Below are 24,506 nucleotides of genomic sequence, written 5' to 3'. Positions count from 1 at the left end.
TGGAGGCCGCCCATGTCTGCCGTCGATACCGGCTCCATCTCGACGACCCCCGCAGCGGCAGGGGGCGAGATCTCCCGCAAGGACATGCGGGTGATCTGGCTGCTACTGGTCGCCGCCTTCGTCGCCATCCTCAACGAGACCACGATGGGGATCGCGATCCCTCATCTGAACACCGACCTGGGCATTCCGCCCGAGCTCGGCCAGTGGCTCACGAGCGCCTTCATGCTCACCATGGCCGTGGTCATCCCGACCACCGGGTTCATCCTGCAGCGGTTCACGACGCGTCAGGTCTTCATCGCCGCGATGATCGCGTTCTCGCTCGGCACGCTCGTGGCGCTCGTCGCCCCCGGCTTCGCCGTGCTGCTCGTCGGCCGTGTGATCCAGGCGGCCGGTACCGGCATCATGATGCCGCTGCTCATGACGACGATCATGAACGTCGTGCCGCCGCAGTCCCGCGGTCGCATGATGGGCCGTGTCGGCCTCGTGATCTCGCTCGCTCCCGCCATCGGCCCGACCCTCGCGGGTGCGGTGCTCGAACTCGCCAGCTGGCGCGCGCTCTTCGGAATCATCCTCCCGATCTCCCTCATCGCCCTGTTCATGGGCGTCAAGTGGATGACGAACCTGGGTGAGACCCGCGCCGTGCCGCTCGACGTGCTGTCGATCCCGCTCGCGGCGCTCGGCTTCGGCGGCATCGTGTTCGGACTCAGCCAGTTCGGCGGCGAGGGCGGATCGGGAGAGACCGCCGGCATCATCTCGCTGGTGGTCGGCGCGGTGTCGCTCGGCCTGTTCGTCTGGCGTCAGCTCGTGTTGCAGCGCGTCGACGACGCGCTGCTCGATCTGCGCGTGTTCCGCTCCAGCAACTTCACGCTGTCGGTGATCATCATGTCGATCCTGGCGCTGTCGATGTTCGGCACGCTGACGCTGCTTCCGCAGTATCTGCAGAACGTCGCCGGTCTCAACCCGCTGCAGTCCGGCCTGATCCTGCTTCCGGGCTCGCTGCTCATGGGGCTGCTCGGGCCCGTCATGGGCCGTGTCTACGATGCGCGCGGCACGCGTCCGCTGCTCATCCCCGGCACGATCCTGGTCTCGGCGTCGCTCTTCTTCTACTCGACGGTGGGCGAGCACACCGTGTGGTGGGTTCTCATCATCGTGCAGGCGGCGATGTCGGTCGGCCTGGCGATGTCTTTCACGCCGCTGTTCTCCGCCTCGCTCGGGTCGCTCCAGCGATCGCTGTACTCGCACGGTTCTGCGGTGCTGAACACGCTGCAGCAGGTCGGCGGCGCGGCCGGTGTCGCGCTGCTGCTGGTGACGTACTCTTCGATCCTGCACGCGGGCGAGCAGGAGGGGCTGTCGACCGCGGTCGCCGGCGCTCCCGGCGCCCGCATGGCGTTCCTCATCGCGGCGATCATCTCGCTCGCGGCGGTGGCGCTCAGCCCGTTCGTCCGCAAGCCCGCGGACGATGCCGGCGAGGGTTTCCACGGCGGTCACTGACCCTCCGTAGACGGCCTGCGATGGCGTCTGCCGCTTACTCGCTCTTCGGGGCGGGGAACTGGCAGACGCCATTGCTGCAATAGCCGACAGCATCGCCCTCGAGCAGATTCAGAGAGTCCAGGAGCGGCTGCAGCCCGACGGGCGCTTCCTGCTGCACGGAGTCCTGCTGCGTTTTCTTCATCCCTCGATCGTACGCCCGCCCGGAGGCGGTGGCGCCGAACCTGCCCGGTGGGCGTCGACAGCGGGCGGACAGCTGTTCTCCCCTACGGTTGATCCATGGTCACACGACTCCTCGCCCGCATCTTCTGGGCGTTCAGCAGATGGACGCTCGTGAGCGAGGCCGCGCCGACGCGCCCGACCGTGCTCGTGGGCGCGCCCCACACGTCGAACTGGGATTTCGTCCTGATGCTCGCCATCGCCTGGAAGCTCGATATCGACGTGCACTGGCTGGGGAAGAAGAGCCTCTTCCACGGCTGGCGAGGGCCGGTCATGCGTCGCCTCGGTGGGATCCCCGTCGACCGCGCCGATCCGGCACGCGTGGTGAGAGACGTCGTGAGCCAGGTCCACGACGGCACGGTCTTCGGCCTGGTTGTCACTCCGGATGGCACCCGCGGCGGCAACGAGTACTGGAAATCGGGCTTCTACCGGATCGCCCGAGAGACAGGCATGCCGGTGACGCTCGGGTTCGTCGATCGGACGACCATGACCACGGGACTCGGGCCGACGATCGACCTGACCGGCGATGTCGCGTCGGACATGGACCGGATCCGCGCGTTCTACGCCGACAAGGCCGGCGTGCGCCCGGAACGACGCACCGAACCGCGGCTGCGTGAAGAGGATGCGGCTACGACCGAGACCGACGACGCGTAAGCAGCCGAGCCGTGCACGCAGGAGGTCATTCCTCGTGCTCGGCGTGCGAGCGGGCGTACTCGAGGTCGTCGTCGCTCAGGGACTCCACCATCCCGACCACGGCGCCGGTGATGACGCGGATCTCCTCGCGCACCTCCTCTTCCAGGTGCGGGGTCTTGCTGTCGAGCACCGCCCGGCGCCCGTCTTCCGAGAGTTCGGACCACCAGTCGCGGATCGGCGGGAGCGTCATCGTGCCTTCTTTCGTTCTGCAGGTGCACGCGTCTGGACAGCACCGGAGTGCGGAATCCACACTGAGACCATGACATCAGAACCATCTGGTCGTGGGGACGGTCTCGACGACCGTGCCGACGGACGCGACGAGACCGCGAATGAACGCGCGGATCGCAACTGGGACGAGCTGTTGCAGGAGTTGCGCGTCATGCAGACCGGTACGCAGATCCTCACCGGATTCCTCCTCGCCGTCGCCTTCCAGCCGCGTTTCACCGACATGGACGAGCTCCAGCGAGATCTGTACGTCGTCCTCGTCGCTCTCGCTGCGGTGGCGACCATCCTCGCACTCGCGCCGGTGGGGATGCATCGTGCATTGTTCGGCCGCCGTCGCAAGCCCGACCTCGTCCGCATCGCCGCCCGGATCGTCCGTATCGACCTGGTCGTCATCGGTGCCCTGACCATCGGCGTGACGACCCTGATCGTCGATTTCACGGTGGACCGTACGGCGGGGATCATCGCTCTCGTCGCAGCGGTCGTGCTGGTGGTATCCCTGTGGGTGGGGCTGCCCCGCGTCATGCGGGGCCGTCCTCTCGTCCGCGGAGCCGCCGACGAGTGACGGCGACTCCGCGGACGCGAGAGGGCTCAGCGACCCGCCGGACTCCGGTTCTCCGCACTGACCATCCACGCGAACTGCTCGAGCCGCTCGATGATGGCGTGCAGGAGGTCGGCCGAGGTCGGGTCCTCTTCGTCGACGGCGTCGTGCACGTCGCGCACCGTTCCCACCGCGGCCTCGAGGCGCTCGGTGATCAGGTCGATGGTCTCCGTCGTCGACACCTCCCCCGCAGGGAACTCGGGAAGCGACGTCGTCTTCGCGATGGTCGCGCTGCGCCCGTCGGGCACGGCGTGCAGTGCGCGCATGCGCTCCGCGATCGTGTCGCTGAAGGCCCGTGCATCGTCGATGATCTCGTCGAGCTGACGATGCGTGTCGCGGAAGTTGCGTCCGACGACGTTCCAGTGCGCCTGCTTCCCTTGGATCGCGAGATCAAGCAGGTCGACGAGCACCGCCTGCAGGTTGTTCGCGAGCGTCGTCGAGGCGGTGAACCCCTTCTCCGCGTTCTGCTGCCTGGTCGTCTTCGCCGCGCCCTTCGTCGAGCCGCCGGTCTTCGTGGTCTTGCTTTCAGCCATGGTGGGACCTCCTGCCGGTGACGCTAGCCGGGGCGGCGACGCGCGGCGAGGGGGTTGACACCGTGGGGAGGCGACCCGGAATGTGGCTCGGGTGAATGACGCAGACAACGTGAAAGCAGACTCCGTGAACGAAGACTCCGTGAACGAAGATCCGAGCAGAAACCGGCCGGAGATCGTGATCTCCCCGATCGGCGACGAGGATGCCGGCGAGGTGCTGACCGTGCAGCGCGCCGCCTTCGTCTCGGAGGCTGCGATCTACGGGAGCGTCGACATGCCTCCGCTGACCCAGACTCTCTCCGAGCTGGAGGCGGAGCTGCGGTCCGAGTCCGGGCTGACGGCGCGCATCGACGGGCGCCTCGTCGGTGCCATCCGCTACGTCGAGAAGGACGGTCTGCTCCTGATCGGCAGGATCGCGATCGCCCCCGATATGCAGGGCGAGGGAATCGGGAGGCTGCTGCTCGAGAGCGCCGAGAAGGCGTCGGGCGCAGACGTCGCCGAGCTGTTCACCGGAAGCCTGAGCGAGGCGAACATCCGCCTGTACGAGTCGTGCGGCTATGAGGAGCATGAGCGGGTGCCCGACGGCGAAGGCACCGCGCAGGTGTTTCTGCGCAAGAACCTGCGAGCAGGGTAAGAGCCTCCTCCGAATCCGCACAAGGGGGTTGAGACGATCTCCGAGGTCCGGCATCGTGGCCCGGACATGCCGCGACCGTGGCATGCCCCAACCGGAAGGAGAGTCTCGTGCTCACCCTCACCGACAACGCCTCCGCCATCGTGACGACCCTTGTCAGCCGTCAGACCGACGCACCGGATGCCGGGCTCCGCATCCACTCCACCGAGGCCCAGGGCCCCGAGGGCGGTGCACGCCTCGCCGTGCTCGTCGCCGCGGACCCTGAGCCGCAGGACCAGGTCGTGGAGGTCGCCGGCACCCGGCTGTTCCTCGATGAGTCGGCGGCCGCTGCACTCGACGACAAGATCCTCGATGCCGGCGTCGACGACGAAGGCTCCGTGTCCTTCGCCGTCACCCCTCAGGTCGCCTGACCGAAGGATTCCGGATGCCGCGGCCGATGGGGTCGCGGCATCCGTCTGTCTGCACCGCGTAACCTGGAAGAAGCTCGCACACCCGTGCGAACACTGGAAAGGCCACCGTGAAGATCTCCCTGCTCCGCCGCTTCGTCGTCCTCGCGGAGGAACTGCATTTCCCGCGTGCGGCGGAGAAGCTCGGCATCCCGCTGGCTTCCCTCTACACGTCGATCGACAAGCTCGAAGCCGAGGTCGGTCATCCGATCGTCCATCGCGAGGGCCCGACCCGGCTCACCCCTGTCGGCGAACTCCTCCTCGTCGAAGCGAAGGCAGAGGTCGCCGCGGCTCCGGAGCCGGTGCGCAATGCGCCCGCCCCGGCCGGAGGAAAGGCCAAAGCATCGAAGGGCAAGGGCCGCACGCCCGCGGTGAAGGGGCAGCCGAAGCCCTACAAGAAGCGTCAGGGTCGGTAGCGGGTCACGTCGCTCGGCGAGGGCCTCTGGGCGAGGTGCTCAGTCCCAGTCGAGGTACTCCTCGATGACCACGGCGGTCTCGATCGGGTGCGTCATCGGGAACATGTGATCGGCCCCGTCGATGCTCTTCACGCTCGCACGCTCCGGCGCCGTCGACTGCAGCTGCTCACCGTTGGCGAACGGAGCGTCGATGTCCTTCGTGCCCTGGATGATCAGGATCGGCATCACCGGCGCGAGCGGAATGTCATTCTCTTCGACAGCAAGCAGGGCCAGGCCGTTCACGCGATCGGCGTGGGCCAGAGCGAAGGCCCGTGCGACGGTACCGCCGAAGCCATGGCCGCCGATCCAGGTGTCGCCCAGACCGACGTGATCGATCACGGCGAGTACGTCTTCGACCCGATCCTCCAGCGAGACCTCTTCATGCTTGACCTCGGCGCGATGACCGATGCGCAGCACGTGGAAGCCCGCCTCCTCGGCGAGGTAGTGCGCGACGACGCCGAGAACATCAGCCGCCAGATCGCGCTCCTGGATCAGGACGAGCTTGACGGGACCGTCGCCCTCGTCGACGAAGGGGATCGCGCGGCCGTCGGGCTCGAAGATCTGGGTGTCGGTCATCGGCGTCAATCTCCTCGTGCCGTCAGGGTCAGGAACTCCGGCGTAACGTCCACGGTGGACGCCAGCGACCGAACCGCGGCCGAAGCCGCCATGTTCCAGCGTATCCCGACCCGGCGGTCAGCAAGACGTTCCGGCAGCGGCGTCGTCGAGACGCGACTCCGAGACTTCGACTCCCGAATCTCGCGGAGAGCGGCGGCGCCCCGCGAGAAAGGCGAGTCCACCAGCTAGGAGGCACAGCCCGTTCAGCAGGCATGCGGTGATCACCAGAGGCGCCAACGTTCCCTCGTAGCGAGCCCACAGCACGAGAGGCGAGATGATCGAGACGCCGGCGAGCGCGAGCGCCGCCCGGCGAGAGAAAGGGAGGATACCGCGCTTCACGAATAGGCGGATACTGAGCACGAACATCACCAGGACGATGACTGCTGCGCACCCGATCACCGCGATGGCCGATATCTCTCGGGGAACCGGTCCGCGCTTCGCTATTCCGAAGCTCGCAATGAGCATGATGACGGAGGCGACCGGCAGAGACCACTCCGCGAACTCGATGACTGGATCGCCGCGCCGGATGGGCGGTCGGTGGATGGCCCGCCACCGTCGCCGGGACATTGCCGCTTCGACGTCTGCACCGTCTACCGAGGCCGGACGGTCCTCAGACCCGCGATGTCGTGGCATGGCTCAGCGCGAAGTCAGATGCTCGCGCCGCGGCTTCTCCCCCGCGACGACCGAGAGTGCCGAGTAGTAACGCCTGCCGACCTCCACCGCCGTGATCGCACGCAATTTGTAGCCGAGGGGTGCGGGGTGCCACGTGCCGTCGGGGCGAACCTCGTGGAGATACACGTACCGACCGGTGATCGTGTCCAGGGTCCCGATCCACGTCGCGCGACGTTCCGTCTCCTTCTGGATGCCCAGTAGATTGTCGCTGCCACCCAGTTCTCTGATCAGACCCGCTGTCGTCTCGAGGTCGACCTCAGGCGTGTACGTAGGTGGCCACTCGGGGAGCGTCTTGGCGAACGCCGCTGCCACGGACTCGTCGTCGGTGATCCGCTGCGCATCCTGCACCCGGAAGGCGATCAGGCCGTCGAAGTATCCGCCGTCGACCGTCTGCGCCATCAACGCCCACTTCGCTCCCACGCGCAGCACGAAGCCTTCGAGATGGTCGGCATACTTCGGCTTCCGCTCCACTCTCACGAGCGTCGTGGCAGTCATCGCCCGGAGCAGACGTGCCCGTGCCTTCTTGGGCTTCATGATCGGCCTCTGATCAGCGACCGATGGGCTGGCCGCTCAGAGCCGAGAAGAACAGCGTGGCCCAGAGGATGAAGAACAACACGAAGAACACGGTGCCGATCGCTCCGATCACCAGCGCCCACCGGGCGAGACCGGCTCCGGACTCGGTGTTGCCCGGGGTCCGCAGCTGCCGCAGAGCGAAAACTCCGAGGATGACGCCCGCGACAGGCATGACGAATGCGGCGATGAAGCCGATGAGCGCCAGCATGTTCGTGCGCGGCGCTGTGGTGGGCGAGGTCATGAAGGCCTTCTGATCGTAGACGTCACCCCGAGCGCTGGTGGCTCATGGCGAGGAGCTCCACGACGTCGCCGTCCGGCATCCTGAGCGATATTCTGGCGGGTTCCCACGGTCGTCCGCAACATCGGGCGTCCACACCGTCATACCTCGACGACCTGCCCCGCCTCCACCCGCCACTGCCGGTCGGTCTGCACGGTCGCGAGCATCCGACGGTCGTGGGTGACCAGCAGCAGGGTGCCCTCGTAGGACTCGAGCGCCTGCTCGAGCTGCTCGATCGCGGGCAGGTCGAGGTGGTTCGTCGGCTCGTCGAGCACGAGCAGGTTGACGCCGCGCGCCTGCAGCAGGGCCAGTCCTGCGCGCGTGCGCTCCCCCGGTGACAGTTCGTCGACAGCGCGCATCACGTGATCGGCCTTGAGCCCGAACTTCGCGAGGAGGGTACGGACTTCGCCGGATGCCATCTCCGGCACGAGCTGCTCGAAGGCGACGGCGAGGGGCTGCGTGCCGACGAGCAGTGCGCGGGCCTGGTCGATCTCGCCGATCTGCACACTCGCACCGAGACTCGCCGTGCCCTCGTCCGGAAGCTGCCGCCCGAGCAGCCCGCGCAGCAGCGTCGACTTCCCCGCGCCATTGGGTCCGGTGATGCCGATCCGCTCCCCCACGTTCACCTGGAGCGACACGGGTCCGAGCTGGAAGCTCCCCTGCCGGAACACGGCCGAGCTCAGCGTCGACACGACCGAGCTGGAGCGCGGTGCCGAGCCGATGGTGAACTCGAGCTGCCACTCCTTGCGCGGCTCCTCGACCTCTTCGAGCCGGGCGATCCTGCTCTCCATCTGACGCACCTTCTGCGCCTGCTTCTCACTCGACTCGGCCGACGCCTTGCGTTTGATCTTGTCGTTGTCCGGAGCCTTCTTCATCGCGTTGCGCACACCCTGGCTCGACCACTCGCGCTGGGTCCGGGCACGAGCGACGAGGTCGGCCTTCTTGTCTGCGAACTCGTCGTACTTCTCACGCTGGTGCCGCCGGACCGTGGCCCGCTCCTCCAGGTACGCGTCGTAGCCACCGCCGAACACCCGGTTGCTGTTCTGCGCGAGATCGAGTTCCAGCACACGGGTCACGCAGCGCGCGAGGAACTCGCGGTCGTGGCTGACCACGACGACACCGCCGCGGAGTCCGCGCACGAAGGCCTCCAGCCGCTCGATCCCGTCGAGGTCGAGGTCGTTGGTCGGCTCATCCAGCAGCGCGATGTCGAAGCGCGAGAGCAGCAGCGCGGCGAGCCCCACGCGGGCGGCCTGTCCGCCCGACAGCGAGGTCATCATCGCTGCGGCCAGGTCGTCGCCCAGGTCGAGTCCGAGGTCGGCGAGCACCACCGGAAGTCGCTCGTCGAGGTCGGCGGCACCGCTCGCGAGCCAGCGGTCCAGCGCGACGGAGTAGGTGTCGGCAGGATCGGTGCCAGGAGCGGCGAGAGACGGGTCCCCCAGGGCCGCTGCGGCAGCATCCATGGCTTCGGTCGCGGCCGCGCAACCGGTACGACGGCCGATGTAGTCGATGACGCTCTCCCCGACGATGCGTTCGTGCTCCTGCGGCAGCCAGCCGACGAAGGCATCCGCCGGTGAGAGCCGGATCGTGCCGGCCTGGGGCTCGTCGACACCGGCCAGCAGCTTCAGAAGGGTCGACTTCCCCGCCCCGTTCGCCCCGACGAGGCCGACGACGTCACCCGCGGTGACGGTCAGGTCGAGGGAATCGAACAGGGTGCGGTGGCCATACCCGCCGGCCAGCCCTTGGGCCACGAGTGTTGCGGTCATCCGTCAATCCTGTCACCCGTGCGGGTGGGCCGCGGACGCGGGTTCTCCGCGAGCGCCGATACGAGATCTCTCGAGTCGGCGGGTCAGCACGAGCGCGATCGTCAGCGGCACGGCCGCGAGGACGCCGAAGGAGATGTCGATGAGCTGCCAGCCGAATGGAAGACCCCTGATCGCCCCGGCGATGAGTGCCAGCGGAACGATGCCCGCGCACATGATCAGACCCCAGATGGTCACCCAGACGTTGCGGACCGGATCGATGAGCGGCCCGACGAGAGCGACCGCGATGGCCAGGTGGGCGAACGCCAGCCAGTCCGTGCCGTAGGCGAGGAACGGATAGTCGGTCCCGGTGACCTCGAGCCCCTCAGCGACCCGTTGCACCCAGAACGCGAGGTCGGCGAAGACCGCGCTGAGTCCTGTGTTGTTCAGGACGTCGCGTACGAGCATCAACTCCTCGCGGAGCGGGAAGGCGGTGACCCCGCTCACCACGAGCCCGACGATGACGATGATCAGGCAGATGCGGATGAGGAACATGCGTCGCAACGACGGCGGCGTCGATTCGCCTACCTGCTCATGCGTCCCCGGGAGGCGTTTCGCAGCGATGCTCTCGGGGTCGAACTCGGGCCAATGAGTGCGGACGAATGGGATCAGCTCCGCGGGCTCGACCCATTCGATGCCCCACTCCGACCACTCGGCGATAGTCTCGGCCTCCGGTGGCCAGTACGAATCCTCGCACTCTCCCTCGTGCGATTCGTCCCACGGCTTGTGGTGCAGCTCCCAGATTCCGTCGAGGGGGATAGCGAGGACGGCACGGCCGGCGAGATCACCTTTCGTCGCCCGTCCACCGCCGGTTGACCGTGTCTCCAGCGGAGTCACTACTGCCATCTGTTCCTCATCCTGGACTTCCAGCTACCCTGTCAGCCGCGGCGCCGTCGGCTCCTCATCGCCACGGAACGGGAGAGGTGTTCACTTCCAACTCCCTCGCCATTTCCGCCACTGTACATAGGACAGGCCTCCCGCCAACGCGATCATTCCGACGGGGACGAACGGCTCGATAGCGACTCCGAAGGAGGTGTGAACGATCTTGTCGTCGTCGCTGTTGCCGATCCCCGAGGGATGATACTGCGCCTCCGCCGTCCCGTCTGAGTCCGGAGCACCGTCGAGGTAGACGTCATCGAGTTGGACCGTGCCGTCGTGACTCACCCAGGTGCCGACGCTTCTGCAACCGAAACGCGTCTTCTCGGTACAGGATTCCTCAGTGAACGTGCCCCAGTACCGGGTCTCGTCCGCGTTCAAGAGGGCGACCCCGAGGGACAAGCCGACGATCGCCACGGTGCCCATCAGGAGAAAGAACAGCACTCTCGCCGTGTTCATGGAGAATGTCCCCACGCGGCCAACCCAAGAGCGCGGTCTATGCCTCACGCGCACCGCTACCCCCAGCTGTGGTCGGAATCAGTGCCCGACATCCGCCCACCAGCGGCGTTCCCGATGCAAAGCTCGACAACGTCGTGGGATCCCATGAGCGGATCACCGCAGCCCTCGGTTGTTGAGGCAGAGCGCCACGACGTCGTCGCCTCTCAGGTTGTCTCGCTCAGTTGTTGAAGCGGAACTCCACCACGTCGCCATCCTGCATGACGTAGTCCTTGCCTTCGAGGCGGGCCTTGCCCTTGGCGCGGGCCTCGACGACGGATCCGGTCTCGACCAGGTCTTCGAACGAGACGATCTCGGCCTTGATGAAGCCCTTCTCGAAGTCGGTGTGGATGACACCGGCCGCCTGAGGCGCCTTCGACCCCTTGGGGATCGTCCAGGCGCGAGCTTCCTTCGGCCCAGCCGTGAGGTACGTCTGCAGGCCGAGCGTGTCGAACCCGATGCGGGCGAGCTGGTCGAGGCCGGACTCGTCCTGGCCGGTCGAAGCCAGCAGTTCCGCCGCATCCTCCGGGTCGAGGTCGATCAGTTCCGATTCGATCTTCGCGTCGAGGAAGATGGCCTTCGCCGGGGCGACGAGGGCGGCGAGCTCCGCCTTGCGCGCGTCGTCGGTCAGCACGGCCTCGTCGACGTTGAAGACGAAGATGACGGGCTTCGCGGTGAGCAGACCCAGCTCGCGGATGGGCGTCAGGTCGATGCCGGCGACCGAGAGCAGCACGCCGCGCTCCAGCGCATCCTTCGCCGCATTCGCGGTCTCGAGCACGACGGGCTCGATCTTCTTGCCGCGAACTTCCTTCTCGTACCGGGCGATCGCCTTGTCGACGGTCTCCAGGTCGGCGAGCATGAGCTCGGCGTTGATCGTCTCCATGTCGGATGCCGGGTTGACCGTGCCGTCGACGTGCACGACGTCGTCGTCGGCGAAGCCGCGAACGACCTGCGCGATGGCGTCGGCCTCACGGATGTTGGCCAGGAACTTGTTGCCCAGGCCCTCCCCCTCGCTCGCACCGCGCACGATGCCGGCGATGTCGACGAACGACACGGCGGCGGGGAGGATCCGCTCGCTGCCGAAGATCTCCGCGAGCTTCTCCAGACGCGGATCGGGCAGGTTCACCACGCCGACGTTGGGCTCGATCGTCGCGAACGGATAGTTCGCCGCGAGCACGTCGTTCTTGGTGAGTGCGTTGAAGAGGGTGGACTTGCCGACGTTGGGCAGGCCGACGATGCCGATAGTGAGAGCCACGGGGCACGAGTCTACCTGGCCGGTGCCCGGCGATCCTGCGGGGCTGTGCGTCAGTCGCGGACGGCGCGGTACGCGCGGGTCACGTACGGAAGGTCGATGGTCGCATCGCCATGCAGGTCGAGCTCATCGAAGAGGGCGTCGAGCTCCCGGCGGATGCGCTCCTTCTCCTCGTCAGGGGCGGTGATGATGTAGCTGCGCGACGCCGCCATCCGGTGCAGCACTTCACGGGTGACGGGGCGGACCCATTCCCACCGCTCCTGCTCGATCGGGCCGAAAGGTGCGGCGACGACAGGATCGCCCTCGGCGAGCATGATCTCGGCGTGACTGCCGTGCATGATCTCGGTGAGCCTGCGGACCCACTCGACACGATCGTCGCGGATGTTCCAGATGAGGCCGAGCACTCCCCCGCTGCGTACGGTGCGCCCGATCTCCGCGGAGCCGGCGACCGGATCCACCCAGTGCCAGGCTTGCCCCAACACGACGGCGTCGACGCTCGCGTCCGGAAGCGGCAGCTGCTCCGCGGACCCGACGAAGGTGGGCACCCCCGGAACCGCAGCGCGGAGCGTGGCAAGCATCTCCGCGTCGGGGTCGACCGCGACGACCTCGGCGTCGGGAGCCTGCGAGAGGACGCGCGTGAGCTTGCCCGTTCCCGCGCCGACATCGGCGACGCGACGGGAATCCGCGGGCATCCGCTCGAGCATCCACGCCACCGCCTCGAACGGATAGTCGGGCCGTCCGGCCTCGTAATCCCCGGCCTGCGCTCCGAACGACGTCGCCATGTCCTCAGCCATGTCGCCAGCATACGGCGAGTCTCCGACCCCTCTGCGAGCCGCCGGGGGAAAGTGGGGATGTGCCACTGGATTTCACTGCGATCGACTTCGAAACCGCGAACTCCAGTCCGGCCTCTGCCTGCTCCGTCGGTCTCGTCCGCGTACGCGGCGGAGAAGTCGTCGCGACCACGGGATGGCTGATCCAGCCACCGCCAGGGCACGACGAGTTCCAGGAGTGGAACGTCCGCATCCACGGCATCCAGCCCGAGGACGTGCTGTCGGCCGCCACGTGGGTCGATCAATTCGATCGCCTGTGCGCGTTCGCCGGGGCCGACGTGCTCGTGGCGCACAACGCGGGCTTCGACCTCAACGTCCTGCGTCGCGCCTCCGAGGCGACCGGGCAGCTCTGCCCGCCCTACCGCTCGCTGTGCAGCCTGCAGGTCGCCCGCAAGACGTACACACTCGATTCGTATCGCCTGCCGATCGCCGCCGCCGCTGCCGGATTCGAGGAGTTCGCGCACCACGACGCCCTCGCCGATGCCCGCGCCTGCGCGCAGATCGTCATCGATGCGGCCGCGAGGGCCGGCGCGGCCGACGTGTTCGCACTCGCCGATGCCCTGAGCCTGCGCGTGACCGCCCCCGTCGCACCTGTCGCGCCCGTTCTGGAGCGCGCCGTCGCCTAAACCGCCGGGCCTGAACCGCAGAGCCTGAACCGCCGCACCGCGGCCGGCGCGTCACACGGCATCCGTGCGCGGCGACCCGGGAATGTCGGATGCCGGCCGCATCATGAACACATGGATGCTCTGGCTGTCGTTCTCCTCCTCGTCGCCCTCGCGGCGGGTGTCGCCGTGGGCTGGTTCCTCCGTGCCGGTCGCGGGGCAGCCGACCTCGCGCGTGCCCAGGCCGAGCTGGCGGCCGCGCGTGACGATCGCGACCGGCAGTACGACCTGTACCGCGACGCCGTCGAGCATGCGCGGAACGAGCAGCGTGCGGAAGCGCAGCGGGTGCAGCAGCAGAACGCCGTGCTGACGGCCCTGGCTCCGGTCCGCGAGAGTCTGCAGCAGATGCAGACCAAGGTCACGGCCATCGAGCGGGAGAGGCACGCCCAGTTCGGCACTCTCGAAGAGCAGCTGCGTCGTGCCCAGGAGTCCGACGAGGCGCTGCGGGCGACGACGGAATCGCTGGCCGGCGCTCTGCGTTCCACCGCCACGCGCGGTGTCTGGGGAGAGACCCAGCTGCGCCGCGTGGTGGAGGCTGCCGGGCTCACCCGTCACATCGACTTCGACCTGCAGGCGACGATCTCCTCCGACCGCGGTCAGGGGCGACCCGACATGGTCATCCGCCTCGCCGGCGGCAGCTCGATCGCGGTCGACGCCAAGGTCCCTCTCGACGCCTACCTCGAGGCCTCCGCTCTCCCCGGGGGCGACGCGCGAGAGCCGCAACGCCGCACGCTGATGCAGAAGCACGTCAAGGCGGTCCGTGCGCACATCGACGCCCTGGCGAAGAAGGCCTACTGGGCCGGGCTCGATGCCAGTCCCGAGTTCGTGATCTGCTTCCTGCCGAGCGAGTCGCTGCTGGCCGCCGCCATCGATGAGGACCCGACCCTGCTCGACTATGCGTTCAGCCGCCGGGTGGCGCTCGCCTCCCCCGTCAACCTCTGGGCGGTGCTGAAGACCGTCGCCTTCACCTGGACGCAGCAGGAGGTGTCGACCGAGGCGCGCACGCTGCTCGCCCTCGGCACACAGCTGTACGACCGGCTGGGTACGCTCGCCGGGCATGCCGACGACCTGCGTCGGGCGCTGGAGCGCACCGTCGACAGCTACAACCGATTCGCCGGCTCACTCGAGACGCGCGTGCTCGTCACCGCCCGCCAGTTCCCAGGCGTCGATGCCTCTGCGCTCGCGACCGCATCTGCCACCACGGTGGGCGCAGCGAGAAGATTCACCGCCCCTGAGCTCATCACGACGGATGACACCGCCTCAGGTGCGTCGCAGACCGGCGGGATCGATGCTCTCGAGGCCACGCGTGGCGAGACGGTCCGTGCGGACGTCGGCGACGTGCGGCATCGACTCGACGAGGGATGACGCGGGCGGATCAGCGACCGGGGACGGCCCTCAGGCGATGCCGGGAACGCCGCTGAGCAGCAGGATGACGAGACCGCTGGTCGCGAGGAACGCGCCGATCATCCACCAGGCGCTGATCTCGTGTCCCTCGTCTCGACGCACACGGAAGAGCACGTCGGCCCGGCGAGCCGGATCGACCACCGAAGCGGCCGGTGTGGCGACGGGCGGTGCCGGAACGGATTCCGCATCGGCGCTCACCCGCAGGATGCGACCCGTGTTGGTCGTGATGATCTTCGTCGGGGCGGCCTTCGAGCCGCTCGTGTGCTGCGTTGTCATCTGTTCGCCCTCCTGTGCCTGCGGTGCCTGGCGGCTCCGTCGACGGCGACAAACCCAGTGACAATTGTGACACGGCGCCCCGGAGAACCGTGGATCGCGCCTCTGCCGGGCGATACCGGCTCGATAACGATGCCGCCGGCTCCCCGGCCGACGATCACGGGACGGCAGGCTCCCGAACGATCAGAGCCACTTCGAGACGAGGTGCTCCGATGCGATGCGCCGAAGGGTTCCGGATGCCCCGCGGAGCACGACGCTCTCGGTGTAGACGTAGCCGCGCTCGCGACGGACGCCGGCGACGAGCTGCCCGTCGGTGACACCGGTCGCGACGAAGATCGTGTTGTTCCCCTGCACCAGGTCGTCCGCCTCGTAGACCTTGTCCATGTCGAGTCCGGCGTCGATGCCGCGCTGACGCTCGTCATCGTCGCGGGGCCAGAGGCGACCCTGGATGTGCCCGCCGAGAGCCTTGATCGCACACGCCGTGACGATGCCCTCCGGACTGCCGCCGACCCCGACGCACATGTCGGTACGCGCATCGTGACGGGCGGCGTTGATGCCACCGGCGACATCACCGTCGCTCATCAGACGGGTGCCGGCGCCGGCGTCGCGGATCTCCTGGATCAGCTGCTCGTGACGCGGGCGGTTCAGCACCGAGACGACGATCTCGTCGACCGGCTTGTCGAGCGCACCCGCGAGCTTGCGGATGTTCTCACCGATCGGCAGACGGATATCGACGACCCCGACACCTGCCGGGCCCGTGACGAGCTTGTCCATGTAGAAGACGGTCGAGGCGTCGAGCATCGTGCCACGATCCGAGACGGCGATCACGGAGAGGGCGTTCTGCCGACCAGCGGCCGTGAGAGAGGTTCCGTCGATGGGGTCGACCGCGATGTCGCACAGAGGTCCGCGGCCCGTGCCCACCACCTCGCCGTTGAAGAGCATCGGGGCGTTGTCCTTCTCCCCCTCGCCGATGACGACGCGGCCCTGGAAGTCGACCGTGCCGAGGAAGGCGCGCATGGCATCGACAGCCGCACCGTCCGCCGCCTCCTTGGCACCGCGGCCGATGAACGGCACCGCGCGGATCGCCGCGGCCTCCGTCGCACGCACCAGCTCCATCGCGAGGTTACGGTCGGGACGAAGAGGGCTCAGATCCGCTGTCAGACTCACCATGCGGTCAGCCTAGCCACCGACGGGTCCGAATCCGGCCCCTTTCGGCCCGTATCCCGCGAAGGATTCGCGATTCTTAACAAGGAAGCAGAAGCGGTCTCGCGCACTGGAGGTCATGACTGCGGTAGAGGCCCACACGCCCCGATAGAGTGGCAGCTGTCCCGGCTTCCCCTATCGCAGGAGTTCTCATGCCCGTCGCCACCCCGGATCAGTACGCCGAAATGCTCGACCGCGCGAAGGCCGGCGGCTTCGCGTACCCCGCATTCAACGTCTCCAGCTCGCAGACGATCAACTCCGTCCTCCAGGGGCTGACCGAAGCCGGCTCCGACGGCATCATCCAGGTCACCACGGGTGGAGCCGACTACTTCGCCGGCCACACGGTGAAGGCCCGCGCCACGGGCGCCCTCGCGTTCGCCCGCTTCGCCACCGAGGTCGCGAAGAACTACCCGATCACCGTCGCACTGCACACGGATCACTGCCCGAAGGATGCGCTCGCGGGCTTCGTCGAGCCGCTCATCGCCGCGTCCGAAGAAGAGGTCAAGGCCGGTCGCAACCCGATCTTCCAGTCCCACATGTGGGACGGCTCGGCAGTTCCCCTCGCGGAGAACATCGAGATCGCGAAGGACCTGCTCCCCCGCATGAAGAACATCAACGCCATCCTCGAGGTCGAGATCGGCGTCGTCGGCGGCGAAGAGGACGGCGTGCAGCACGAAGGCTCGAACGAAGCCCTCTACACGACCTTCGCCGATGTCGACCAGGCCGTCCAGGCACTGGGCCTCGGCGAGCAGGGCCGCTACATCGCCGCCCTCACCTTCGGCAACGTGCACGGCGTGTACAAGCCCGGTGGAGTGAAGCTGCGCCCGGAGCTCCTCGGCGAGATCCAGGCCGAGGTCGCCGCCAAGTACAACACCGGCGCCAAGCCGCTCGACCTGGTGTTCCACGGCGGATCGGGTTCCACCGATGAGGAGATCGCCCTCGCGGTCGCCAACGGCGTGATCAAGATGAACATCGACACCGACACGCAGTACGCCTACACGCGTGCGATCGCCGACTACATGTTCAAGAACTACGACGGCGTCCTCAAGGTCGACGGCGAGGTCGGGAACAAGAAGCAGTACGACCCGCGCGCCTGGGGAAAGATCGCCGAGTCGGCGATGGCTGCCCGCGTGGTCGAGTCGACCCGTCAGCTCGGCTCGTACGGCCAGTCCCAGAGCTGATCGGTCGCGAGACGACAGAAGGGGCCCGGCATTCCTGCCGGGCCCCTTCTTCGTAGCCGAAGGGCGTCGTGCGTCGACGCCGACGGGATGAGGTCAGGGAGCCGTCATCTGCTCGAGGTGGGCGACGAACGCCGGATCGCTCATCATCGGCACCGCGATGCAGATCGACACCACGCCCATCGTGATGATCGCGCCGACGATCGGGAGCCACCAGGTGATCCGTCCTCGACGCAGGCGACGGATCGAGAGCGCGGCGGTGACAGACCATCCGACCGCGAGCACGATCGCGGCGATCGTCCCCCAGGTCTTCCCCTGCGCGAAGTTCGTGAACTCCCCTTCGATGCCGAGGACCTTCATCGTCTGGTTCATGACCGTGGGCAGGTCGAGGTAGGACAGACCGGTGACGACGATGTTGATCAGCCCGTAGGCGAGCATCGCGATCGTCGCGAAACGATCGAGAGGGTGCGATCGCTTCGTCGCGGGATCACTCGTCGAAGGACCTGCCTGTGGAGCAGGCGCCAGGGGCGTCGTGGGCGGTGCGATCACCACGTCGTCGAGCGGCGGCAGACCGGCCGCTCGTCGCTGCTCCTCGGGAGTCGCGATTTCGCCGTACCGGGGCCGTTCTTCACTCATCTCGCCATGCTAACGGCCCCACCTCTGGCCGGTTCACAGCCGATCGCTGCGGGACCGCGCGCCGGAAACGATAGCGGCCCCGGAGAAGTGGGGACTTCTCGGGGCCGCGGACGTGGAGCACTGGGGACGCTCCTCATCCAGATTGATCGCCAGCGCTGGGGACGCTGAAGGCGATCAGTAGCGTTCGTGTATGCCGCTACTCTCCCCATAGTAGGAAAACGCATGCCGCAATACCAGGGGTCGTACTTCAGATAGTGAACTCCGCTCCGGAGCTCCCCTCGTCCAGCGCATCCGCCCCCAACTGCAGCGAGAGCTTCCGCGCGGTCTGCTGCAGCGCCGAGACGAGCGTGCGATCCACGACGGCCCGATCCGCCGGCAGTGATATCGCCAGGGACGCGGTGATCCCCGGCGCGATGACCGGCACGGCGACGCAGGTGGCGCCGATGGCGTATTCCTCCCGATCGATCGCCCAGCCCGGCGAGCGGTCCAGCTGAGTGAGCAGCGCCCTGCGGTCGGTGATCGTCCGCGGGGTGAGCTCCGGCAGACGGTGCCTCGAGAGGTAGTCCAGGCGATCGGCTTCCGGCAGGGCTGCGAGGATCTGCTTCCCCAACGCCGTCGCGTGGGCGCTCGACTGCAGCCCCACCCATAGTTCGATGCGGGGGTTGCGGACCGCGTCGACGATATCGACCAGGTGCATCTCCCCGTCGTCGAAGCGTGAGAGATAAGCCGCGGCACCCACGTCTTCCGTCACCTCGCGGAGCGCCGAGCGCACGCGGGCGAGGAACACGCCCCGCGAGCTGATCTGCTCCTGGAAAGACGGAAACCGGGTGCCGAGCACGACCCCGTCGGGTTCCGACGCGAGATACCCCTCGTGCACGAGCGTGCGCACCAGGTTGTAGGTGGTGCCCGGGGTCAGACCGGTGATCGCCGCGAGCATCTTGGGCGGAAGAGGACGAGGAGAGTTGGCGACGATGTCGACCAGCCGCAGAGCGCGTTGCACCGACCCGATGAGGGTGGGCTCCGCCTCCGCGGCGTTCACCGCTACGCGCCTCCTCCTGATGCACGACCGCCGAGTGCCCGCGCGTCGCGCTGTCCCGCAGCGTCCTGACGCAGTTCCTTGGGCAAGGAGAACATGAGGTCCTCCTCTGCCGTCTTCACCTCTTCGACGTCGCGGTAACCGGCGTCGCCGATCGCGTCGAGCACCTCGCGCACCAGGACCTCGGGCACCGAGGCGCCGCTGGTCACGCCGACGGTCTCGACGCCGTCGAGCCACTCCTGCTGGATCTCCTCGGCGTAGTCCACGCGATAAGCGGCCTTCGCCCCGTACTCGAGCGCGACCTCGACGAGGCGCACACTGTTGGACGAGTTCGACGAGCCCACGACGATCACCAGATCCGCACCGGCGGCGACCTTCTTGATCGCCACCTGGCGGTTCTGCGTGGCGTAGCAGATGTCGTCGGACGGCGGGTTCTGCAGCTCGGGGAAACGAGTGCGCAGACGGTTGACGGTCTCCATCGTCTCGTCGACCGAGAGCGTGGTCTGCGAGAGCCAGACGACCTTGTTCGGATCCTTCACGACGACCGTGTCGGCCTCTTCCGGAGAGTTCACGACCGTCACATGCTCGGGAGCCTCGCCGGCCGTTCCCTCGACCTCTTCGTGGCCGTCGTGGCCGATGAGCAGGATCTCGAAGTCGTCCCGGGCGAAACGCACGGCCTCGCGATGCACCTTCGTGACAAGCGGGCATGTCGCGTCGATCGCGTGGAGTCCGCGATCGGCGGCCGCGTTCACGACCGCCGGCGAGACGCCGTGAGCGCTGAAGACCACGTGAGCGCCCTCGGGGACCTCGTCGACCTCTTCGACGAAGATCGCGCCCTTCTCCTCGAGCTCCGTCACGACATGGATGTTGTGCACGATCTGCTTGCGCACGTAGACCGGAGCGCCATAGCGCTCGAGGGCCTTCTCGACGGCGACCACAGCGCGGTCGACGCCGGCGCAATAGCCGCGCGGTGCGGCGAGCAGAACGCGCTTGTGTCCGGCCACCGGGTTATCCTGAAGCCGCCCGGCCGCCGCACGCACTCGTGGAAGGCGGGGCACGGGGAGATGAACGGCAGTCGAAGTCACCCTTGAATTCTACCGTCGCACAGCTGTGCGCGGCCGGGGAGGTTCAGGGGCACGGAACGGGAGCGGATGACAGTCTTCGAAGCGACGACGGGCCAGGGCGAGACCCCTCCGGCCGATTCCGTCGCACCCCGCGACTCGACCGCTGACGCCCCCACCTCGGTCACGCGTCTGAATGCGACCATCCGCGACTTCATCGCCCGGTGGAACACCGTCTGGGTCGAGGGCGAGATCACCTCCTGGAACGTCCGCGCCGGCAACGTGTTCGCGCGACTGAAGGACACCCGCTCCGATGCGCAGATCTCCATCCGGGTGTGGTCGAGCGTGCGCGGACGCATCCCGTCCGACATCGGCGTCGGTGATCACGTCGTCGCCGCAGTGAAGGCCGACTACTTCGTCAAGGCCGGCGACTTCAGCTTCGCGGTCTCCGCGATGAAGCACGTCGGGCTCGGCGACCAGCTCGAGCGGCTCGAGAAGCTCCGCGTGCAGCTGCGGCAGGAGGGTCTGTTCGACCCGGCCAGGAAGAGGCGCCTGCCGTTCCTCCCGCACGTGATCGGTCTGATCACCGGTGAGCGGTCCGACGCCGAGAAGGATGTCCACCGCAATGCCGAACTGCGCTGGCCGCAGGTGCGCTTCCGCACCGAGTACGCCGCTGTGCAGGGCGACCGCTGCGTTCCCGACACGCTCGCGGCCCTCGCTCGACTCGACGCCGACCCCGAGGTCGACGTGATCATCATCGCCCGCGGCGGCGGCGACCCGCAGACGCTGCTCGGCTTCAGCGACGAGAAGCTGGTGCGAGCGGTCGCCGCGGTCTCCACCCCGGTGGTGAGTGCGATCGGGCACGAGAACGACCACCCGCTGCTCGACGACGTGGCCGATCTGCGCGCCTCGACCCCGACCGACGCCGCGAAACGCGTCGTGCCCGACGTCGGCGAACAGCGTGCGCTCATCGCCCAGCTGCGTTCCCGCGCCACCACGCGGCTGACGCAGCGACTCACCCACGACATCTCGCAGCTGGAGCAATTGCGCTCGCGCCCCGTGCTGCGCTCGCCCGCGCCGATCATCGACGCCCGCGCCCAGGAGATCTGGCTGCTGCTCGGACGTGGACGAGACGCCGTGAACCGACAGCTCGACGACGCCGGCCGCCGCACCGGCGAGCTCCGCGCGTCGCTGCGCGCGCTCTCCCCCGCGGCGACGCTGGCCCGGGGCTATGCCATCGCCCATCTCGACGGCGGCGTGATCCTGCGTGACGCCGCCGACGCGCCGGCCGGGAGCGCGCTCACGATCACCCTCGATCGGGGCTCGTTGAGCGCCCGCTCGGAGGGTGAGATCGCGGAAGACGCCTGAGCCGAGCACCCGCGGCACACGACGTAAGATGGAGGAGTGAGCGCCCTGAACGACACCCCTGTGGACACGCTGTCGTTCGAGGCGGCCCGTGACGAGCTGGTCAAGGTCGTGGCCGAACTCGAGCAGGGTTCCCCGACGCTCGAGCACTCCCTCGCCCTCTGGGAACGCGGTGAGGCTCTCGCCGCCCGCTGCGAGGAGTGGCTGCTGGGGGCCAAGCGCCGCCTGGATGCCGCCCGCGCCGCGGCTTCGGACGCCGAGACCCCGGCGGGAGATTCATGAGCAAGCAGCCCCCGATCATCGCCGAACTCGGCCGCCCCGAGACTCCGGACGAGACCGCCGCACGCAAGGCCGCATCCAGCAAGGCCTACCGATCGAGCCAGACGGTGCGCAACCTCGTCGCCGCGCTGCTGGTCACTCTCGCCGTGGTCGCCGTCATCATCTTCGCCGTGCCTCGCGGCGCCCCCGTCGAGCAGAAGCCCCTCGACGTCGCCGCGGTCGCCGAAGGTGTGGAGTCCTCGATGGACCGCCCTATCCTCATCCCCGAGCTCGGCGACTTCTGGCGTGCGAACGGTGCAGAGATGCAGGGTGGAGCCACCGTGGTGTGGGAGGTCACCCTCGCTCCCAAGTCCGACAAGGAACGTGGTTTCATCAAGGTCGCGCAGGCGTTCGACGCCGATTCCTCCTGGGCACCGCAGCGCCTGAACGGCATCGCCCCCACCGACACGGTGCGCATCGGCGGACTCGACTGGGACGTCTACAAGCCGGGCAGCGCCGAATCCAACGCGAACGTCACCTACGCCATCGGCACCCAGGCCGGCGACGACTACATCCTGCTCTACGGATCGCGGTCGGCGGATTCGACCGCTGAGCTCGCCGCGTCGCTCATTCCGCAGATCCGCACCATCTCGGAGGCTTCATGACGCACCCGCTGACCCCCACCGCCGCCTGGAAGCAGATGCAGGACGGCAACCGCCGTTTCGTGCAGGACGAGCCTCGGCACCCGAACCAGGACGTCGCCCGCCGCAAGGATCTGACAGCGGCCCAGCACCCGGTCGCGACGCTCTTCGGCTGCTCGGACTCGCGTCTCGCCGCCGAGATCATCTTCGACCTCGGCCTCGGCGACCTGTTCGTGGTGCGCAACGCCGGACAGGTGATCGGCGAGTCGATCGTCGCGAGCCTCGAATACGCCGTCGCGGTGCTCGAAGTGCCCCTGATCGTCGTTCTCGCCCACGACTCCTGCGGCGCCGTGCGCGCAGCGATCGACGGCACCGCGATCGACGCCGCTCCCCTGCCACCGCACATCTGGAAGCTGATCGCCCCGATCGTCCCCGCGGCGCGGAAGGTGCTGGCCGAGAACGGCGGAACCACCGTCGCCGAGATCGACTCGGAGCTCGTCGGCATCGAACACCTGCGCAACACGGTGAGCGACCTGCTGCAGTCGTCCGAGATCATCAGCGACGCCGTCTCCGCGGGCCGCCTGGGCATCGTCGGCGCCAACTACCGTCTGGCCGAGGGCACCGCGGTGCCCGTGATCACGGTCGGAATCGACGCCGACGGCGTCACCACCGAGGGAACTGACCCCGCAACCGAGGAGGGTTCGGAATGACCGAGCAGGACTACCGCATCGAGCACGACACCATGGGTGAGGTGCGGGTGCCCGTGAACGCGCTCTACGGAGCGCAGACCCAGCGCGCCGTGGAGAACTTCCCGATCTCGGGCAAGGGACTGGAGTCGACGCAGATCGCCGCCCTCGCCCGCATCAAGAAGGCCGCGGCGCTCGCCAACAAGGAGCTCGGCACCCTCGACGGCGCCATCGCCGACGCCATCGCCCAGGCCGCCGATCAGGTGGCGTCCGGCGCCCATGACGGAGAGTTCCCGGTCGACACGTACCAGACCGGATCCGGTACCTCGTCGAACATGAACATGAACGAGGTGCTGGCCACGCTCGCGACACGCATCCTCGGCGCGACGGTTCACCCCAACGACCACGTGAACGCCTCGCAGTCGTCCAACGACGTGTTCCCGACCTCGGTGCACATCGCGGTCACCCAGGCCCTCATCGACACTCTCATCCCCGCGCTCGACCACCTTGCCGTCGCCCTCGAGGCAAAGGCAGAGCTATGGAAGGACGCGGTCAAGTCCGGTCGCACGCACCTCATGGACGCGACGCCCGTCACGCTCGGCCAGGAGTTCGGCGGTTACGCCCGCCAGATCCGCCTCGGCATCGAGCGCGTGCAGTCGGCCCTCCCCCGCGTCGCCGAGGTCCCGCTCGGCGGCACCGCAGTGGGCACCGGCATCAACACCCCGCTCGGCTTCCCGCAGAAGGTCATCGCGCTGCTGGCAGCCGAGACCGAGCTGCCGATCACCGAGGCCAAGGACCACTTCGAGGCGCAGGCCAACCGCGACGGTCTCGTCGAGGCCTCCGGCGCCCTGCGCACGATCGCAGTCTCGCTGACCAAGATCAACAACGACCTGCGCTGGATGGGCTCCGGCCCCAACACGGGTCTCGGAGAGCTGCACATCCCCGACCTGCAGCCCGGATCCTCGATCATGCCCGGCAAGGTCAACCCGGTCGTGCCCGAAGCCGTGCTGATGGTGTGCGCGCGTGTGATCGGCAACGACGCGACCGTCGCCTGGGCCGGCGCATCCGGATCCTTCGAGCTCAACGTCGCCATCCCCGTCATGGGCACGGCCGTGCTCGAGTCGATCCGTCTGCTGTCGAACGCCTCGCGCGTTCTCGCGGACAAGACGATCGACGGCCTGCAGGCCAACGTCGAGCGTGCCGCTGCCTTCGCGGGCATGAGCCCGTCGATCGTGACCCCGCTGAACAAGCTCATCGGCTACGAAGCCGCAGCGAAGATCGCCAAGCACTCGGTCGCCAAGGGCATCACGGTGCGCGACGCCGTGATCGACCTCGGCTACGTGGAGCGCGGCGACCTCACCCTGGAGCAGCTCGACGAGAAACTCGACCTGCTGTCGATGACGCACCCGGGCTGACCCAAAGCGCGAGA

31 protein-coding genes are annotated in these 24,506 nt (G+C 68.0%); 14 read left to right on the top strand and 17 right to left on the bottom strand.

All coding sequences use genetic code 11. The features are described 5' to 3' along the window. Positions 1-12: 12 nt before the first annotated feature. Positions 13-1,491 (top strand): MDR family MFS transporter, encoded by a 1,479-nt coding sequence (locus DW307_RS15325; protein ID WP_021199577.1) that lies wholly within the window; start codon positions 13-15, stop codon positions 1,489-1,491. A 34-nt stretch (positions 1,492-1,525) separates the two neighbouring features. On the opposite strand, the gene DW307_RS18165 is transcribed toward DW307_RS15325, so the two are convergent. Beyond that, the gene (locus DW307_RS18165) at positions 1,526-1,672 is read right to left on the bottom strand and encodes a hypothetical protein (RefSeq protein WP_168441045.1); all 147 of its coding nucleotides are present in this window, start codon (positions 1,670-1,672) and stop codon (positions 1,526-1,528) included. 95 nt (positions 1,673-1,767) lie between these two features. On the opposite strand from DW307_RS18165, the gene DW307_RS15320 reads away from it, so the two are divergent. Next, positions 1,768-2,361, top strand: a complete 594-nt coding sequence (locus DW307_RS15320; RefSeq protein WP_029266684.1) for a 1-acyl-sn-glycerol-3-phosphate acyltransferase — start codon at positions 1,768-1,770, stop codon at positions 2,359-2,361. 25 nt (positions 2,362-2,386) lie between these two features. Here the strand turns inward: DW307_RS15320 and DW307_RS15315 are convergent, their stop codons facing one another. Continuing rightward, positions 2,387-2,590: a hypothetical protein gene (locus DW307_RS15315; protein WP_021199574.1), complete on the bottom strand. Its 204-nt coding sequence runs from the start codon at positions 2,588-2,590 to the stop codon at positions 2,387-2,389. A 69-nt stretch (positions 2,591-2,659) separates the two neighbouring features. Here DW307_RS15315 and DW307_RS15310 point away from each other — a divergent pair, with 69 nt between their 5' ends. Next, positions 2,660-3,187 carry a DUF6328 family protein gene (locus DW307_RS15310; protein WP_136025125.1) on the top strand — a complete coding sequence of 176 codons (528 nt, stop codon included), beginning with the start codon at positions 2,660-2,662 and terminating at the stop codon, positions 3,185-3,187. A 26-nt stretch (positions 3,188-3,213) separates the two neighbouring features. Here DW307_RS15310 and DW307_RS15305 read toward each other — a convergent pair whose 3' ends face one another. Continuing rightward, positions 3,214-3,756, bottom strand: coding sequence for a Dps family protein (locus DW307_RS15305; RefSeq protein ID WP_021199572.1), 543 nt, complete (start codon positions 3,754-3,756; stop codon positions 3,214-3,216). Between the two features lie 124 nt (positions 3,757-3,880). On the opposite strand from DW307_RS15305, the gene DW307_RS15300 reads away from it, so the two are divergent. The 3 genes from DW307_RS15300 (at position 3,881) to DW307_RS15290 (ending at position 5,246) form a co-directional block, all read left to right on the top strand. After that, a complete protein-coding gene (locus DW307_RS15300; protein ID WP_446723839.1) occupies positions 3,881-4,387 on the top strand; it encodes a GNAT family N-acetyltransferase in 507 nt (168 codons plus the stop codon). Between the two features lie 107 nt (positions 4,388-4,494). Continuing rightward, on the top strand, positions 4,495-4,794 hold the full coding sequence (locus DW307_RS15295; protein WP_017828684.1) for a hypothetical protein: 300 nt from the start codon (positions 4,495-4,497) through the stop codon (positions 4,792-4,794). 107 nt (positions 4,795-4,901) lie between these two features. Next, a complete protein-coding gene (locus DW307_RS15290; RefSeq protein ID WP_021199570.1) occupies positions 4,902-5,246 on the top strand; it encodes a helix-turn-helix domain-containing protein in 345 nt (114 codons plus the stop codon). A gap of 39 nt (positions 5,247-5,285) precedes the next feature. Here the strand turns inward: DW307_RS15290 and DW307_RS15285 are convergent, their stop codons facing one another. The 9 genes from DW307_RS15285 to DW307_RS15245 form a co-directional block, all read right to left on the bottom strand. Continuing rightward, the gene (locus tag DW307_RS15285) at positions 5,286-5,861 is read right to left on the bottom strand and encodes an alpha/beta fold hydrolase (RefSeq protein ID WP_021199569.1); all 576 of its coding nucleotides are present in this window, start codon (positions 5,859-5,861) and stop codon (positions 5,286-5,288) included. Between the two features lie 117 nt (positions 5,862-5,978). Then, positions 5,979-6,467: a hypothetical protein gene (locus DW307_RS15280; protein WP_136025124.1), complete on the bottom strand. Its 489-nt coding sequence runs from the start codon at positions 6,465-6,467 to the stop codon at positions 5,979-5,981. Between the two features lie 69 nt (positions 6,468-6,536). Continuing rightward, positions 6,537-7,067, bottom strand: a complete 531-nt coding sequence (locus DW307_RS15275; RefSeq protein ID WP_136025123.1) for a hypothetical protein — start codon at positions 7,065-7,067, stop codon at positions 6,537-6,539. A 52-nt stretch (positions 7,068-7,119) separates the two neighbouring features. Then, positions 7,120-7,386, bottom strand: a complete 267-nt coding sequence (locus DW307_RS15270) for a DUF4190 domain-containing protein (protein WP_029260371.1) — start codon at positions 7,384-7,386, stop codon at positions 7,120-7,122. Between the two features lie 137 nt (positions 7,387-7,523). After that, on the bottom strand, positions 7,524-9,185 hold the full coding sequence (locus DW307_RS15265; RefSeq protein ID WP_136025122.1) for an ABC-F family ATP-binding cassette domain-containing protein: 1,662 nt from the start codon (positions 9,183-9,185) through the stop codon (positions 7,524-7,526). A 12-nt stretch (positions 9,186-9,197) separates the two neighbouring features. Next, the gene (locus DW307_RS18310) at positions 9,198-10,067 is read right to left on the bottom strand and encodes a hypothetical protein (RefSeq protein WP_240750694.1); all 870 of its coding nucleotides are present in this window, start codon (positions 10,065-10,067) and stop codon (positions 9,198-9,200) included. Positions 10,068-10,148: 81 nt separating this feature from the next. Beyond that, positions 10,149-10,556 (bottom strand): hypothetical protein, encoded by a 408-nt coding sequence (locus tag DW307_RS15255; protein WP_136025121.1) that lies wholly within the window; start codon positions 10,554-10,556, stop codon positions 10,149-10,151. A 217-nt stretch (positions 10,557-10,773) separates the two neighbouring features. Next, complete coding sequence (gene ychF, locus DW307_RS15250; RefSeq protein WP_136025120.1) at positions 10,774-11,847, bottom strand: redox-regulated ATPase YchF; 1,074 nt, start codon at positions 11,845-11,847, stop codon at positions 10,774-10,776. Positions 11,848-11,897: 50 nt separating this feature from the next. Then, positions 11,898-12,638 carry a class I SAM-dependent methyltransferase gene (locus DW307_RS15245; protein WP_136025119.1) on the bottom strand — a complete coding sequence of 247 codons (741 nt, stop codon included), beginning with the start codon at positions 12,636-12,638 and terminating at the stop codon, positions 11,898-11,900. 59 nt (positions 12,639-12,697) lie between these two features. Here DW307_RS15245 and DW307_RS15240 point away from each other — a divergent pair, with 59 nt between their 5' ends. Beyond that, positions 12,698-13,300 (top strand): exonuclease domain-containing protein, encoded by a 603-nt coding sequence (locus DW307_RS15240; protein WP_021199560.1) that lies wholly within the window; start codon positions 12,698-12,700, stop codon positions 13,298-13,300. A gap of 111 nt (positions 13,301-13,411) precedes the next feature. Next, a complete protein-coding gene (locus DW307_RS15235) occupies positions 13,412-14,701 on the top strand; it encodes a DNA recombination protein RmuC (protein WP_029260378.1) in 1,290 nt (429 codons plus the stop codon). A 30-nt stretch (positions 14,702-14,731) separates the two neighbouring features. Here the strand turns inward: DW307_RS15235 and DW307_RS15230 are convergent, their stop codons facing one another. Both DW307_RS15230 and glpX read right to left on the bottom strand, forming a co-directional pair. Further along, positions 14,732-15,016 (bottom strand): hypothetical protein, encoded by a 285-nt coding sequence (locus DW307_RS15230; protein ID WP_029260379.1) that lies wholly within the window; start codon positions 15,014-15,016, stop codon positions 14,732-14,734. A gap of 180 nt (positions 15,017-15,196) precedes the next feature. Continuing rightward, on the bottom strand, positions 15,197-16,183 hold the full coding sequence (gene glpX / locus DW307_RS15225; RefSeq protein WP_017828697.1) for a class II fructose-bisphosphatase: 987 nt from the start codon (positions 16,181-16,183) through the stop codon (positions 15,197-15,199). Positions 16,184-16,368: 185 nt separating this feature from the next. Between glpX and fbaA the strand changes: the two genes are divergently transcribed. After that, complete coding sequence (gene fbaA, locus DW307_RS15220) at positions 16,369-17,397, top strand: class II fructose-bisphosphate aldolase (RefSeq protein ID WP_021199556.1); 1,029 nt, start codon at positions 16,369-16,371, stop codon at positions 17,395-17,397. A 93-nt stretch (positions 17,398-17,490) separates the two neighbouring features. On the opposite strand, the gene DW307_RS15215 is transcribed toward fbaA, so the two are convergent. The 3 genes from DW307_RS15215 to DW307_RS15205 all read right to left on the bottom strand — a co-directional run bounded on the left by DW307_RS15215 (position 17,491) and on the right by DW307_RS15205 (position 20,151). Next, positions 17,491-18,030, bottom strand: a complete 540-nt coding sequence (locus DW307_RS15215; protein WP_136025118.1) for a DUF6264 family protein — start codon at positions 18,028-18,030, stop codon at positions 17,491-17,493. A 247-nt stretch (positions 18,031-18,277) separates the two neighbouring features. After that, a complete protein-coding gene (locus tag DW307_RS15210; protein ID WP_136025117.1) occupies positions 18,278-19,069 on the bottom strand; it encodes an IclR family transcriptional regulator in 792 nt (263 codons plus the stop codon). Positions 19,070-19,071: 2 nt separating this feature from the next. Continuing rightward, on the bottom strand, positions 19,072-20,151 hold the full coding sequence (locus DW307_RS15205) for a 4-hydroxy-3-methylbut-2-enyl diphosphate reductase (RefSeq protein WP_172889151.1): 1,080 nt from the start codon (positions 20,149-20,151) through the stop codon (positions 19,072-19,074). A gap of 66 nt (positions 20,152-20,217) precedes the next feature. Here DW307_RS15205 and xseA point away from each other — a divergent pair, with 66 nt between their 5' ends. Genes xseA through DW307_RS15180 form a run of 5 tightly spaced genes read left to right on the top strand, consistent with a single transcriptional unit; the run spans position 20,218 to position 24,492 of the window. Further along, positions 20,218-21,495, top strand: a complete 1,278-nt coding sequence (xseA, locus tag DW307_RS15200) for an exodeoxyribonuclease VII large subunit (protein ID WP_021199552.1) — start codon at positions 20,218-20,220, stop codon at positions 21,493-21,495. Positions 21,496-21,531: 36 nt separating this feature from the next. After that, positions 21,532-21,774 carry an exodeoxyribonuclease VII small subunit gene (locus tag DW307_RS15195; RefSeq protein ID WP_021199551.1) on the top strand — a complete coding sequence of 81 codons (243 nt, stop codon included), beginning with the start codon at positions 21,532-21,534 and terminating at the stop codon, positions 21,772-21,774. After that, the gene (locus DW307_RS15190) at positions 21,771-22,415 is read left to right on the top strand and encodes a DUF4245 family protein (protein ID WP_136025116.1); all 645 of its coding nucleotides are present in this window, start codon (positions 21,771-21,773) and stop codon (positions 22,413-22,415) included. The genes DW307_RS15195 and DW307_RS15190 overlap by 4 nt, the downstream gene beginning before the upstream one ends. After that, a complete protein-coding gene (locus DW307_RS15185; RefSeq protein ID WP_029266660.1) occupies positions 22,412-23,101 on the top strand; it encodes a carbonic anhydrase in 690 nt (229 codons plus the stop codon). Before DW307_RS15190 ends, DW307_RS15185 begins: the two co-directional genes overlap by 4 nt. Further along, positions 23,098-24,492 carry a class II fumarate hydratase gene (locus tag DW307_RS15180; protein WP_021199548.1) on the top strand — a complete coding sequence of 465 codons (1,395 nt, stop codon included), beginning with the start codon at positions 23,098-23,100 and terminating at the stop codon, positions 24,490-24,492. The genes DW307_RS15185 and DW307_RS15180 overlap by 4 nt, the downstream gene beginning before the upstream one ends. Positions 24,493-24,506 lie beyond the last annotated feature (14 nt).

The sequence above is a fragment of the Microbacterium sp. K27 genome, assembly GCF_004794435.1.
Classification (GTDB): domain Bacteria; phylum Actinomycetota; class Actinomycetes; order Actinomycetales; family Microbacteriaceae; genus Microbacterium; species Microbacterium maritypicum_A.
Note: the sequence above shows the minus strand (reverse complement) of the source record. Positions and strands in the feature narration are given on the sequence as shown.